Genomic DNA, 14,149 nt, shown 5'->3' on the forward strand with positions numbered 1-14,149 from the left:
TGTCAGATGTCTTAACACAAGGGCGGTAACGCATGCGACTGTTCCACATCGGCTACACTGTGCCGCTGCGCTTTTCTTCTACGCCGTTCTATTTCTTTCTATCTTCTACATTCCCGACACCATGCAGATCCGCGACGCCGAGCTGGCCGACATTGCCGGCATCACCCCGATTTACAACGACGCGGTGGCCAACACCACGGCCATCTGGAACGAGACCCTGGTTGACGACCGCAACCGCGAAGACTGGCTGACCGCACGCCGCCAGAGCGGCTATCCCGTGCTGGTAGCGGTGGCCGACGGCAAGGTGCTGGGCTATGCCAGCTTTGGCGACTGGCGCGCTTTCGATGGCTATCGTCACACCGTGGAGCATTCGGTCTACGTCCACAAGGATCATCGCGGCGAAGGCCTGGGGCGGGCGCTGATGGAAGCCCTGATCGCCCGCGCCCGCGCGCTGGGCAAGCATGTGATGGTGGCCGGCATCGACGCCAGCAATAGCGGCTCCATCAGCCTGCACAAGAAGCTGGGGTTTGAGCAGGTGGGCTATCTGCCGCAGGTCGGCACCAAGTTCGGCAAGTGGCTGGATCTGGCTTTTCTGCAACTGATGTTGGATGGGCGGACGGAGCCGGATCGTATTGGGGGGTAATTTCGTTTTGGTGGCCCGGGGTGGACGGGCTGCATCAGTAACTTAACGATGTCTGAATGTCCTGAATTGCAAGGGCAACTACAAGATAAAATAGGAAGTTTTGAGAAAAGAGCAAGAAATATAGTCTTGCTTCGTTCGGCAATCCCAAGCCTGTATTAAATGATAAATAATTAATGGAAGAGAAGCTCGCAAAAATACCAGTAATTGATCTGTTTGCAGGGCCAGGGGGGCTTTGCGAGGGGTTCTCTTCAGTCCGGGACGACCGCGGAAATGCCCGTTTTGATGTTAAGGTCTCTATTGAAAAGGATCCGGTGGCATACAGGACCTTGATGCTTCGCGCCCTATTTCGAAAATTCCCCAAGGGAAAAGCACCTGAAGCCTATTATGACTATGTTCGTGGCAACATCACACGCGAACAATTCCTTGCTCATGAGGACATCAAGGACGCCGCAGAGAAAGCGGCCCATGAAGTGCGTTGTGCCGAATTGGGTGTTACCCCTGTTGATATCATTGACGGATGGATTCAAGAGGGGATTGGTGATGCTTCCGATTGGGTTTTAATCGGGGGGCCTCCTTGCCAAGCATATTCCACGGCTGGTCGTTCTCGTTTACGCGGGAAAGACCCGGAAGCTTTCGAGAACGACGAGCGACATTTCCTTTACACAGAGTATCTACGAATTATTCAGCGATTCTCTCCTTCAGTTTTCGTGATGGAAAACGTCAAAGGAATGTTGAGTTCAAAGCACGGTGGAAGCAGAATCTTTGAGCGAATTTTGGCGGACCTGACGAATCCCCGCGAAGGATTAACTTACAAAATTCGCTCGCTGGTGGTGCATACAGATAAGCTGTCTCCGAATGATTATGTGATTGAGGCGGATGCCTATGGAGTTCCTCAAAGTCGTCATAGAGTCATTCTTTTTGGAATTCGTTCTGATGTTGCGGAGCAGACCTCTGCTCTACTGAATCATCCGCACCGATTCGTACTGAGAGCAATCACTCCTCAGACTGGCGTAATGACGGCTTTATCCGGCCTTCCCCCTTTACGTAGTCGATTATCTCAAGAGCCAGATTCTCACGAGGCGTGGTTGGCTGCGTTAGCTGGCGCACCAAAGAATCTCGCTTATTGGCGGGCAGATAATCGACCACAAGTTGAAGAGCGTATGGAGCGCGCATTAGAGCGGGCAAAGAAGCTGGTTTCTTTTGGTGGCACTTTTATCCCAATGGCGGTTACCCCAAGTGCCTCCATGTCGAAAGAGCTTAAATCATGGTATTTGGATGCAAGACTTGGTGGTGTGCTTCAGCACGAGACTCGTAGCCACATGAGATCCGACTTGCACCGATATTTATTCGCATCAGCCTTTGCAAAAGAAGAAGGGTATGCTCCGACATTGTATGATTTTCCACCGAAGCTACTACCTGATCACACGAACGTTGAAGAGGAGAAAATACCTTTTGCAGATCGATTCCGAGTACAGGTCGGTGGGCTTCCCTCTTCGACGGTTGTGGCCCATATCAAGAAGGATGGCCATTACTATATCCATCCTGATCCATCTCAATGTCGTAGTTTGACAGTCCGCGAAGCGGCTCGTTTGCAGACGTTTCCTGATAACTATTTCTTCGAAGGAAATCGTACGGAGCAATACGGACAGATTGGCAATGCCGTGCCACCGCTGTTGGCACGAAAGATTGCCAAGGTCATCTATAAATTCTTGGCATCTAGGGATCAACAATAGAAGCTAAAACATCGTGAGGCGTTGTCAAACTAATTATTGGTAACGCTTCCGATTTCCCCTGATAGCTCATCGCCATTGATCCAGGAAATAATTTCCTCCCCTAGAGATTGCTCTTGAAATTCTCGAGTAGCACACTCCCAAATGCTTAATACCCGCCAGCCAGAAGAGATCAAGCTGGCGATCGCTCGTTGATCTCTTTTGGCATTCCCTTGAAGTTTCGCTTTCCAAAACTCCGGCCGCGTTGAGGGCAGCTTGAAATAACGGCATTCATTATGCGCATGCCAAAAACACCCATGCACAAAAATGGCAATCTTTCTACTTGGTAGGACAATGTCTGGGGTTCCAGCTAGATCCCGACGGTGGAGTCGAAAACGAAAACCCGCCGCAAACAACAGGCGCCTCACCAGAATCTCTGGTTTGGAGTTTTTTCCTCTAATCCCAGACATCATCCGACTTCGCACTTGAGGTTGAACGATGTCTGCCATCAATATCCTTTCCGTAATTAATGGTTTATACCGCCTTGAGCTCAGGAATATTGTCGGCCGGTGCTGAATAAATTGCCTCGATAACCGCTTCCTTACACTCAGGCTTCTTGGCCCATTCCGATACCATACGTCCACCAGAGGAATTGTGTAGCACTTCATTCACCTCTTTTGCCCATACGGCGATTTGGTCGAGTAATTCTGGGGAGACGGCTTGCTTGTTCCAGATTCTCTCCAAGTCAATGCGGTTTCCAAGTTTTTCAGCCAAGAGTGACACAGTGTAGGCCGTAACGTTGGCTTGGAACGCAGGGAACATTGGCCGTAGACGCTTTTGGGCTTCTCGATAGATCTTCGCTTTAGCAATCATCGCCTTGAAGTCCTGAACACTTGGCAGCGGGATTTCTTGGCCATCAGATGGAGCTAAGTTCGCCATAAAGCGATCAAAGTTCTTTTGTGATCCGAGGCTAACGATATCGGGTTTGCAGTCCCACGCAGTTACATACTTCGCCAAATCAGTCTTTGTGATGCGGCGCGAGGTCGGAATGGACTCCTTGAGTGCCTTGAGCTTCGCAGGCGTAGAGCCTTCCCTGCTGAGCAGCGTATTGTAGCTGCCAGATGCCCGCTCGTAGAACCATTGCCCGACACCATCCGGGCAGTAAATAGAGCGAGACAGTTTTTCGATCTCGATGTGGAAAGGTTTATTGGCTGAAAGATCAGACTGCTTGACCGCATTTTGGCTGTTTGCGTATCGAGAGATGTCAGAAACAAGCGCCTCTTCTTTCGCTGGATCAGTTGTCTTCATGACGATAATCTTCGCCGGAATACGTACATGGCTTAGATCCGTTGTTGGATATCTTTTCTTGGTGAAGTAGAGAGAGGCTGTTGTTTGGCCACCATTGACGATCTGTAGTCCTTTAAGCCATGTAATACCAGAAGAACCGTTATTCGTTGTGCCAAGTATCATCTCATCGGCAACGACGACGATACCGTTGTTATAGGCCATGAAACGCTCTGGTGCAGATCTGAGAGTACTTTGTATGCCAGCATTGACGCCTTTGCCTTTAACGCTGAGGAAGGAGCGTACATTAGCCTCAAGAAGTCTGGCACCAAACCGTTCATAGAGAAGACGTAGAGCTTCACCAGGAACGGCGGTGAGTGCATAGTCGTAATCGTCGTTTTCACCAGGAACGAAGACGCATGGTAGCGGAGCGCCAGATACCTCATTGAAGTCAACCACCAGTTCATCACGTGGTTTTCCTTCAGACCAGTGGCGATGCAGTCTTTCGATGTCCATTACTTCAAGGCGAACTGCTTTCCCGCCGACTTCCCGAGTCTTGAAACTCTTGGACTTCGCTACCTTATCGGTGATGACATAAACACGAATCTGCTCCAGATCGTTGTAAATTGTTTGTAGCGTCTCAGCAAGGGATCGAACGTCAGTGGATGGGTCGAGCTTTGGTGCCATCTTTCCTTCGGCACAGAGTGTCAAAAATCTTAAGCACTGCTCAACTGCAGTTTTTGTTTCGGAGTCAGGGATTGCGGTGGGAATATCGACCCCTGCATAGAGGCTGACAAACAAATCCAATTGATCTAGATCTTCCGAGATACCATAGCCACTGAGCCGGAGGTTGGCAGAGCCGAATTTTCCCTCGAAGTGGCATTCGACAGGTTCAAATGTCATGCCAATTTCGGCCATGTGATCCATCACAATACCGGAGAAGACCAGCTCCTCATATAGTGCTCCCTCTCGCATCTGGGAGCGAACACCAGCTTGTGTTTCAAGAAGAAAATCACCCAAGTTCATAGTTTCATTGCCCCTAGTTTCTTTAATGCTTCATCAATCTCTATTGCCGTACCAATTGTTTTGTCAAGATCGATTTCATAACTTGCTTTCGTAATGCCTGTTGGCACATTGCCTAGTGTCAGACGTGGGAAGTCTTTATCTACTTCGAGGAACCGCATGTTGGCGAGAATAAATCGCCTAGGATAACGGTCTCCGTGTTTGTCTATAAATCCCGCAGCGAGTAATCTTTCCTCCAAGAGGCGCTTTGCTTCTGCTTCACCTTTGACGATGCACTGCACCTCAGCGACGATTTCGGAAAGGGTTTTCCCAGTAGTAGCTTGTTTCAGTCGGACACTTACGACAAACAACGGTTGACGCACAGAGTCTTCAAGCTGTTCAAGAGATCCAATCTTTGCAGGAAATCCAATCGTCGATAGTGTGGACTTCACCTCTAGTGCTCCGCTTCCCAGTTCGAAATCCTGAATAGCATCTAATGGGCCACGCCATGATTCAATCGCAAGTGGTGCAGGTACACCTGCATCGATAATTGATCGAAGCACTGCAAGTTCGCCAACCAAGCCGATTTCTGCTTCAGGACTCAGGGCTTGAAGACCTTTTCTCATGAACTCCTGCCAGGCTCCCACGCGACTGATGAATACATGAAGGAGCTTCTGTTCATTTGAGCCAGCAATAACAGCGTCATCAAGTGCTCCTACTACATCGGATACCATGCTTGCGAACAAATCTCCGCTCCCAGCAGTCTTTCGTGTCAGTGCTAGCCACAGCTTGTTGTCGCCTTGCGGGTCTATACGTTCCACTGCAAAACCCTGTCCTTCCGGTAGTTTATCCGATGCTGATAGACGTATAGATGGGAAGCCAAGTAGCACAGCCTCGGAGTTGTCTGGAGAGCGACGACCCGCCTGCAGCTCCAGAGGTGATGCTGGCGCAATTGGAATGGCTTGCCAGCCCGCCTCATCACCTAACCCATGTAGAGAGGACCAAGCCATCACGAACTCATCACTCTGACGGGCCATATTCTTGGATCCAGTATAGGAGGTTGACTTTGTAAGAAACAGTGATGGCGTTATCACTCGACGGAAATGCGATCGCAAAGGCCATTACGGGCTTTTCCCACTCAGGTATGACCAGACTTCGATCTTTGTTTTCGCTGATAACGTAGGGCGATAGTGGGTACAGTAAAAGCAAACCTCTCTCTGAACTTCCGCCTAGGTTTTTGCGCATTTCTCGAATACCTTTCCCACTTGGTTCGACCGGTGGATCAATCCGCGGCGGGGAGCGAGCTGGATCAGGTTTCCATGCATCCAAAGTCAATTCGAGCGCTTTACGCCATTGGTCATCATTTAAATCCATCCCTTCGTCTTTAGGATCAGTCAGAACCCTGATAGAGAATTTGTCACCAGATGCATCGTATTTGCGCATAGGGAAGGTTTTGACTTCGCTCTCCCCAAATTTATGGCTAGGCCCTTCAATGCTGCCACTTCCTATAAGCCCCACGCTCCATTGGGCAAGTTGCCCTATCTCTGTCATCTTCTTAATGAAGTCTGAAAGTACGCTTGCTTTAGCACTCGTCGCATTTGGATGCGTCGTATAGTCTTCAAGGAACCTAAGTATCTTCGCCGCTTCAACATTCCTCCACAGAGCACTGTTCGGCCAGCTCTGCGTCTCTCCATTACGGTCGTAAGTTATGTTCTTCGCCGCTGGAGAGCCGAGGTCGCTAATCAGTGATTCAGCGGCCCTAAGATTGTTCTGTTGTATTTGCTTGTTCCGATGGAAAAGAATGGTTTGTGGCCGTGTCCCGCTATAGCTTAGTGAAAGTGTCTCTGAGTTCCTCATTTTTAACGGAGATGTCACGGTAAGGACCTCATGTGATTTGACTTTCAGGCCGTACTGCTCAGGTGTCAGTCCTGTTTGCGCCATAAAGTCAAATTCTTCGCGTAATTCTTCCGAGGCATCTGCGATATGCTCAAACCATTTCACCAGATCGTTGGAAGTGTAGAGGCGGCATAAGTCTAGATATCCTGGCCGATATCCGAACCAACGCCCCATCTGCATGAGGGTGTCATACATCTTTGTTGTCCGAACAAAGTAGCTAACGCAAAGCCCCTCTAGAGTCAGGCCTCGTGCAAGCTTATCACCGCCGACTGCGATTACCTTTAACGCCGAACCGGGCGTGGAGTATTCCAAGGCATCTTTAGCTGTTCCATTTACAGAGCGGATTTGTATGTCATCCAGGACGTCGGGCAATTTCGCAAGTACGTCATCCCATACCGGTAGTACTGGTGGGCATTCCTCTGCAGTGGATAATGCTGCAACCTTATCTCGAGTAATAATAAAGTCGCTTTTCCAAAGTTCGTGAAGTTGTTCTCGTAGAGCCTCAACATCCATTCCCCGCTTAATTCGCTGTCGCATTCGGCGGACGACTTCTTCAACCTGCGCTTTTACATGGTTTTGCACATCAACATAACGGGTGACGTGGACGAGCATAGAGCTATGCTGCGTTCCTTGACCTCGAAGTTCACGAACGGCGCAAGCTAAAACAAATGCGTGGATGGCTTCGTGTAGAGATGGCGGAGCAGTACTTTGTCCTCCGAAAAGAGGACAATGATCCTTTTTATGTTTGGGTGGCATCCAGCCTGATTCAGCTTCTTCATCATAATGATCTTCGATTGCGCGTGATAAAGGTAGTGCTCCTTCTCGGCCCTCTTTTGTCATCTTGCCGAACATGCGGGCTGGGCCGACGTAGTTTGATGGTGCGGAGAGGTTGATAATGAATGCTTTGGGGAAGAGGTCCGCACCTTCTTTCTTTGTTGTGCCTTTTTGGTGAATGAATATATTTGCAAATGGCGTTGCTGTATAGCCGACATAAGCCTTACGGCTAAACGCGTGCAAGATCTGACGAATGAGACGGTTGATGGTCTTCGGGCTGTACTCTTCATTTGGCTGCCCATTTTCATCCACAATATCTTCGCCGGTATCTACGGATGCGTTATCGGCTTCGTCATCAATGACGAGTAGGGGCAACTTGGTTACCAGCTTTCGCCCATCATCTGCATCTGTAGTATCGGCGACACGGGTTTGAATCCAGTTGAGTAAGGCTGTGAGAACTGTCTTCTGCTTTTTAACAACGAATAACCAAGGGCGCTCTTCAGGGGAGATTCCGTGGAAGTGTTTTGCAATAGCCTTACTGAAGTCGCCGTTTTCAGCACGTGTTGTTGCAGAATTTGTTTTTAAATCTTCCCCAAATTCTGCGACACCAATAGGTAAGCCTGGGTCGCGATCCGAGGTTGTCTCATACCCTAGAAAACTCTCTTCGAGTCGCATCTGTGTTTGAGACCTCAGATTATTGTGAAGACCCGCAAGAACGATAATAATTTTGTAGCCGGCGTCAGCAGCTTTGCAAATTAGGCCGGAATAATTACTTGTCTTACCTGATTGGACATGGCCTACAACGAGGCCGCGTCTATCCCATTGATCTACTCGCTGCGGATCTTCTAATAGCTCTAAGACGCTATCTGTGGCCTCATCTAAACCATCCACAACCGTATCAGACAGCTTTGATTCTAGGAAGTCTCGGTAGCGTCGCCAATAGTGCCAGTCCTTTTTACGTGCAGCATTCAACCAGTCTTTGTGGTTGGTGTTGTCCATGATGGCAGTGGATTTACCAATCCAATGGCTAAATCGTTGAATCAACGTAGCGATAATGGCTTGCTGGTCGACGGTGACGGCTCCATCTCTGTTAAATATCTCGGTCGCCATCTGTACTTTGGCTGCAATATATGTGGGCGTAACTTTGGACTTATCCTTCTCGGCGCGAATCAGCCGCTGTGCGGTAGCGATAATGTTTTCGGCTATCTCATTTTGGACTGCGATCTCCTCAGCTACTGTCATTCTTTAGCTCCCAAGTTTTGCTACGAGTGATGGATATTTCTGGAATGGTTCAGTGCGAAGCATGGACTTACGTGCTTCATCGATGCTAAGACCTTTACGTTCAATGAGATCGTTAAAAAGAACACTCGCGACCTCGATAATGGTTGCATTGGTTTCACCTTCAAAGCCAGTTCGAGGAGTTTCTTTGCTTTCAGCGGTATCAAGCCAGATGCGTTGTACCGGCACTGTTTCTTCGATTACGCGAAGCATCGATTGAATAAGCGGCTTAAGTTCGCTGGCACTAGACATGACGGCTGCAACAGACGGGTGGTTATGGTCTATCTTGTAACGCATTCCAGATTTGAGTCGGTCGATACGCCAAGCTTGCTCAATTGTGGTATTGCCCTGCACCGGCATAGGCGTGCCTCGATAAGCAAATACGCGCCGCGCTCGCTCTCGCGTGTTTTCCGCTAGCGATATTAACCAAGGGCGAAGTGACACAGGTGGGCGTGCTATAGATTTGCGAACATCAATTTTCCAGTCGGCATCTGCTGTATTGGGAATGTCCAGTCGAATGCGGGCAAGGCGATGGGCTTCTTCTCGATTCCATACTCGCGAGTTGCCTAAACCTAGCCATCCGCCAGCGACAAGCAGGCGCTCGTTACGGTAAACATAGAATCCTTGCTGTGCAGTCCAACCTTCGGGGCCCGCATTTTCCTCAAATTCGGTTGCGGTAAGTTTGTCGCGATGTGGCAATACATGGCATTGGACTGTGACATTTCCATAGGCGTTTTGATGACTGGTGACCGGAGAGGTCCACGGTTTTGCGGGATGTCCTGACATAAATGGATCCCACGCAGAAACAGGTCTACCATTCAAGTAGAGATTTAAATTGGCGTGCGGTCCTTTTAGAAACCGATGAAATACCATTGCCAAATGAGATTCAACGGCATCGATAAGATCGATAAAGTTATTTGCCGTATAGCCATCAGTAACGATGCGATCCATTAATTCCCAGAGTACCAGTGTGCCGGGGTTCGTCCCACTTAATGAGGCAACGAATGGGTGAGATTCCTCGGCAGCCCCTTCGAATAACAGCCAGCCTCTCTCTGGATTCTTGGCTAACTCGCCTAAGTCCCACCGTAGGCAACTCTCTCTACCATTCTTTATCGTTTTCACGGTCAAGCGGCGGCATTGCGAGAAAGACGCTGTTTTTAATCCCATGCCAAATCGGCCTAGATCATGAGCTGAGCGGACGTCAAGAGGATTTTTGTCACCCAAACGCATTGCGCTTTCTAGTTCACTGTCTGACATTCCAGTGCCATTGTCTAAGATAGAAATTCGGCTCTGGGCGCCATCCCACGTGAAATCAACATAAACATTGTTGGCTCCTGCTGAGATGCTGTTGTCGATGATGTCTGCCAGCGCTGCACCGGTTGAATACCCTAAGCCACGAAGAGCTTCAAGCATGGCCATTGCATGTGGAGGTGCATTGCGTGTTCTTGATGTCATTTCCAGTACCCTCGCCCTGGTATAAAAGAAAAGCCGATGTCCAACATTTTGCGAATGAACTTGCGATCTCTTGTGTCATTCATTTCAGCAATTTCGACCCATACTTTCCCTGACGTTGCCGTTCGCTCGTCCACCACGCGAATCCCGGCATCTTCGAGTTGCAAGAGGAGGCGATTCAGCGCCTTTGATTGCACAACATGTGGATTCTGTTCGCGATCGATCATGGCCGCTGCGGCATTATGCGATTCAATATCGGTTCCGTCGTCAATAGTTTGTTTGACCACTATCATTGTTTCATCGTGGTCAACGGGTTTCGCAGAAGCTGAGTTCCCTGTGGGGACATAACCAAACGATGCAATTGAAAGCTGATTAAATTTCTCTGCAGTTGATAACCGGCGTAAAGCCTTGGCTTCGATCTGACGGATTCGTTCTCTAGTCAAACCATAAGTAGCGCCTGCTTCTTCGAGAGTAAGCGCATTAGTAATTCCAATGCCGAAGCGCATACGAAGCACTTTTTCTTCTTTAGGTTTGAGCGTCGAAATCACATTGTTCACCGTTTCGCAGAGTTGTAATTCTGCGTACGAATCGAACGGATCAGGAGATACGATATTGTCGCCAGCAATCGGATCGATCAGGTCATCGTTGAAAAAATCATTGATAGACATCGGCTCGGAGGGGACTCGTTGCAAGGTCTCCCAATTGCGTATCGATATGCCAAGGCGAGCTACTATTTCTTCGGGCTCTGGAGGCCGTCTGGTTTCCTCTTCAAAGGCCAGCGTCTCTTTGTGTAATCGCTGAAGCTTCTCATGCATATGAACAGGAATTCGTATGGTGCGAGCCGAATCTGCGATAGCACGTCCAATTTGCTGGCGAATCCACCAGGTTGCATAGGTGGAGAATTTATATCCACGCCGCCAATCGAAACGCTCAACAGCCTTCAGCAAACCGATGTTTCCTTCTTGCGTTAGATCTTCCAATGACAAACCGCTATACATAAATTTTTTTGCGATATGGAAGACCAGTTTTAGATTTGCAGTGGCCATCCGTTCACGAGCGTCCATGTAGCATTTCATCGCAGCGGAAAATTCGAAAGCTGCTTCGCCTTGATCTTGGAGCGCCGAACTTAAGAGATCAAACAGAAAAATGCTGTTGAGGCGAAGCAGGTCGATCTGTTTTCTGATCTCTTTATTGAGATTCTCCGATGGCGATTTCTCCACCAGCGAAGTCAGGTGAAGTAAGGTACCCAGGAAAACAGAAGTGGAGTTATCTGGCGATGATGTCGGCTCATCTACCTCATCCTCGCTATCATCACTCGTGGGATCCTGTGTAGAAAAAATGATCGTTTCTGTGGAGGGGTCATCCAAATTCGGCTGCTTTTCAACTGGACCTAGGGATATCGAAGAAATAGCTCTTTGCTGCTTTTGTACCAATCGGCCGGCATCAAGTAGCAGGTTGAGGCCTCGAGGCCATTGTGCCAATGCGTCTAGCGCCCGTCTATGCTGCTCTTCCATACGCTGAGAGAAGATTACTTCCTCTTCGCCGGTGATTAGTTTGACCTTTTGGATATCTCTTAGATATATGCGTAGCGGTTCTGCGCGACGCGATGTCACACTGTCGATGAAGCGTATAGCAGTGTCTATAACCTCTTCTTCGTCAGCAGCCTCTTCTTTCGAAATGTGGACAGAGAAATTTTCATCCCAGGTGATATATTCAAATCGTTCATCGACTTCTGCTCCTAAGTCGTTGATAACTAACGTTAGCAGTTCTTTGAATTCTTGGTTGTAGTTCCCATCTTCATCAACGGACAAGGACTCGATTTCCATTTCAGGCACGCTGCCTTCTCGAATTGCTCTTATGAGAGCGAGGCGTAAGCGTCCCCTGGTTTCAAGGTTTTCCTTGCGCGAAAATGGAGCTGATTGATCGGGGAGGAAGGCCTCAACATCATCCCAATCTATTGATGAGTCGATAGGTTTATAGTCAGATATAGCTATTTGTATTGCACTTGCGTCAGCAACGATAGAAAAATCTGGTTCCGGAGGTGGGAGTTCTTCCTCTGCGACCCAATCAGATAACTCAAAACTGCATTCATCGTAATCTATAGTTACTGGGATTACAGATAACAAAGCCGGCGTACAGACGGTTTCGTTCATAGAGGATGCCTCTACTGGCGATTCAGTATTATTCCTCTCATCTTGAGAAAGAGCTGTCCCGATATTTGTCATCGGCGTTTGCTCGGTTACCAATATTTCCGAAATGGCCGGAGCCGACGTGATGGGCTTCAGTACGTCTGCGACTTGCTGAGCTCCTGCGGAAATTGCAATAGCGTAAGCTGTCCTACCGGAGGGATCCAGCAAAGAGGGATCGGCTCCAGCTTCCAGCAGAAATTGACACATGGCTGTTTTATTTTTTGCCGCCAAAAGCATGAGCAGAGTGAGCCCGTTTGAGTCACGTGCATTGAGATCATCGCCTCGGTCGATATGAAGTTGCGCGGCGCTTTTGACCTCGCCCATGACGGCCATCTTTAAAAATTTATTGAGAGGACGCATGTTGCCACCCCTTCAGAGCGCTTCACCAAGGCGTGATTTTCCAGTCTCGATCAGCCAGTTAAAGAATGATCCCCCGATCAGACGTTTGTGATCGCCTCTCATTTTTCCGATATTCATGTGAGATAAATCGTATTATTGAGAAAAATTGTTTTTTTGTAATTCTACAGGAGGATGTGACTAGGTAATCCTCCCTTAAAACCAGCGCCGTCAGAAGTAGAATATTCTCACAGGGAAATTCTAGAAATGAAGAGATTGAATTCAAGGATAGCCAGATTATCTAGGCGATCAAGAGTGTTGGGGCTGGCCTTGGCATCCCGGACATCTGTCGCGAACTAGGTGACGGTTTATAAATGGCGTTCGAAGTACGGTGGTATGGACGTATCGATGATGGCGTGCATGCTCGACATCGACCAAAGAAATATTCGCCAAGTGTGGACTTTTCCACCGAAAAATTGATTCATCAGAAAATATCGGGGCTTTGTAATGACCTAGTGAAGACTCTCTATCTTCTAATGCTCTTCTGCGCCCCCATTGAGCGGAAAAATGCTAACTCTGATGACGGCTGTGGAAGAAACTAAAAAGGCAGCCACCCCGAGCGGCGCGGCTGCCAATTCTGGTAACGCTGAAGTCTTGGCGCTCGGTGCAGAATCGAACCAGCTACCCAAGGATTTTCAACCCTCTGATCGCCTGAGCGCCCTCAACCGTTGTGATGCTGCGTCTCGAGCTTCTCGCCTTCATGCTTTTCAGCCTCATGCTTGTCAGCAGCGTGTTTCTGTTCCACCTGCTTCTCGGCCTGATGCTGCTGCGCCTCATGTTTTTCCACCTCATGCGCATCGGCTGCATGCTGCGCAGGCGGATGCGGCACCGGTGCACGCGCTTGCGTCTCATGCTGTTGCATCGACGCCGCATGCGCAGGCATGCTCATCTTCTCTTCGCGCTGCGGTGCTGGCTGCGCATGAGCGACCGGCGGCGTCATGTGTGCGGCGGGCGCTTCCTTGTTGTCCATTCGCGTCATGGCAGGCTTGGCCGCTTCCTTCTGCATCTGCTGCATCGGCGGCATCTTCCTCTCTTCCGCCATCTTCTTTTCCTCGGCCCTCGCCCTGGCGTCGTGCTGCGCACTGGCGTGTTCCGGCGCAGCCGGTGCAACATGCTCGTGCAGCGCCGCCATCTGCTGTGGCGCCGGTGCGTGCGGGGCGGCGCCCATGCGGGTGTCGCTGGCCGTGAAGTGCGGCATGCTCATGGCTGCCGGGGCCGCCTGCACGGCTTCGCGGCGCTGGTCGACATTGTTGACGGTGACGCGACGGTCGACACGGTTCTCGTTGACGACATTGCGGGTGTTGTTGACGTTATTGACGTTACTAACGTTGTTGACGTTGCTGATGTTGTTGACCGTGCGATTGTTGTTATTGACGATGACATTATTGGTCACGCGATTGATCACCGTGGTCGAATGCGACACATAGCTGGTGTTCTTGTACACCACTGCCGGCTGGTCCTGTTGCACCGGTCCGCCCCAGTGCATGCCCCAGTCATGGGCAGATTCAATCGGTGGTCGCAACACC

9 protein-coding genes are annotated in these 14,149 nt (G+C 49.6%); 2 read left to right on the forward strand and 7 right to left on the reverse strand.

Annotation, left to right across the window (positions count from 1 at the left end; all coding sequences use genetic code 11):
- Positions 1–121: 121 nt before the first annotated feature.
- On the forward strand, positions 122–643 hold the full coding sequence (locus BGK68_RS06765; protein WP_069375242.1) for a GNAT family N-acetyltransferase: 522 nt from the start codon (positions 122–124) through the stop codon (positions 641–643).
- Positions 644–816: 173 nt separating this feature from the next.
- Entirely contained in the window at positions 817–2,376 is a 1,560-nt protein-coding gene (locus BGK68_RS06770; protein ID WP_075256448.1) for a DNA cytosine methyltransferase, read from the forward strand.
- 29 nt (positions 2,377–2,405) lie between these two features.
- Here BGK68_RS06770 and BGK68_RS06775 read toward each other — a convergent pair whose 3' ends face one another.
- From BGK68_RS06775 to BGK68_RS06805, 7 genes are all read right to left on the reverse strand, one after another.
- Complete coding sequence (locus tag BGK68_RS06775; RefSeq protein WP_075256449.1) at positions 2,406–2,861, reverse strand: very short patch repair endonuclease; 456 nt, start codon at positions 2,859–2,861, stop codon at positions 2,406–2,408.
- Positions 2,862–2,886: 25 nt separating this feature from the next.
- On the reverse strand, positions 2,887–4,662 hold the full coding sequence (locus BGK68_RS06780) for an AIPR family protein (protein ID WP_075256450.1): 1,776 nt from the start codon (positions 4,660–4,662) through the stop codon (positions 2,887–2,889).
- Entirely contained in the window at positions 4,659–5,675 is a 1,017-nt protein-coding gene (locus tag BGK68_RS06785; RefSeq protein ID WP_075256451.1) for a PD-(D/E)XK motif protein, read from the reverse strand. Before BGK68_RS06785 ends, BGK68_RS06780 begins: the two co-directional genes overlap by 4 nt.
- A complete protein-coding gene (locus tag BGK68_RS06790) occupies positions 5,659–8,550 on the reverse strand; it encodes a Z1 domain-containing protein (protein ID WP_075256452.1) in 2,892 nt (963 codons plus the stop codon). Before BGK68_RS06790 ends, BGK68_RS06785 begins: the two co-directional genes overlap by 17 nt.
- Before the next feature lie 3 nt (positions 8,551–8,553).
- Positions 8,554–9,999, reverse strand: coding sequence for an ATP-binding protein (locus BGK68_RS06795; protein ID WP_075256453.1), 1,446 nt, complete (start codon positions 9,997–9,999; stop codon positions 8,554–8,556).
- A gap of 38 nt (positions 10,000–10,037) precedes the next feature.
- The gene (locus tag BGK68_RS06800; RefSeq protein WP_083657741.1) at positions 10,038–12,587 is read right to left on the reverse strand and encodes a sigma-70 family RNA polymerase sigma factor; all 2,550 of its coding nucleotides are present in this window, start codon (positions 12,585–12,587) and stop codon (positions 10,038–10,040) included.
- A gap of 697 nt (positions 12,588–13,284) precedes the next feature.
- Positions 13,285–14,109 carry a hypothetical protein gene (locus BGK68_RS06805; RefSeq protein WP_198937168.1) on the reverse strand — a complete coding sequence of 275 codons (825 nt, stop codon included), beginning with the start codon at positions 14,107–14,109 and terminating at the stop codon, positions 13,285–13,287.
- Positions 14,110–14,149: the final 40 nt, after the last annotated feature.

The sequence above is a fragment of the Herbaspirillum camelliae genome, assembly GCF_001929405.1.
Classification (GTDB): Bacteria; Pseudomonadota; Gammaproteobacteria; order Burkholderiales; family Burkholderiaceae_D; genus Herbaspirillum; species Herbaspirillum seropedicae.

Excerpts from the sequence above, each read along its gene's own strand:
- BGK68_RS06765 (WP_069375242.1), top strand. The coding sequence starts at position 122 with ATGCAGATCCGCGACGCCGAGCTGGCCGACATTGCCGGCATCACCCCG.
- BGK68_RS06770 (WP_075256448.1), top strand. The coding sequence starts at position 817 with ATGGAAGAGAAGCTCGCAAAAATACCAGTAATTGATCTGTTTGCAGGG.
- BGK68_RS06775 (WP_075256449.1), bottom strand. The coding sequence starts at position 2,861 with ATGGCAGACATCGTTCAACCTCAAGTGCGAAGTCGGATGATGTCTGGG.
- BGK68_RS06780 (WP_075256450.1), bottom strand. The coding sequence starts at position 4,662 with ATGAACTTGGGTGATTTTCTTCTTGAAACACAAGCTGGTGTTCGCTCC.
- BGK68_RS06785 (WP_075256451.1), bottom strand. The coding sequence starts at position 5,675 with ATGGCCCGTCAGAGTGATGAGTTCGTGATGGCTTGGTCCTCTCTACAT.
- BGK68_RS06790 (WP_075256452.1), bottom strand. The coding sequence starts at position 8,550 with ATGACAGTAGCTGAGGAGATCGCAGTCCAAAATGAGATAGCCGAAAAC.
- BGK68_RS06795 (WP_075256453.1), bottom strand. The coding sequence starts at position 9,999 with ATGCTTGAAGCTCTTCGTGGCTTAGGGTATTCAACCGGTGCAGCGCTG.
- BGK68_RS06800 (WP_083657741.1), bottom strand. The coding sequence starts at position 12,587 with ATGCGTCCTCTCAATAAATTTTTAAAGATGGCCGTCATGGGCGAGGTC.
- BGK68_RS06805 (WP_198937168.1), bottom strand. The coding sequence starts at position 14,109 with ATGCACTGGGGCGGACCGGTGCAACAGGACCAGCCGGCAGTGGTGTAC.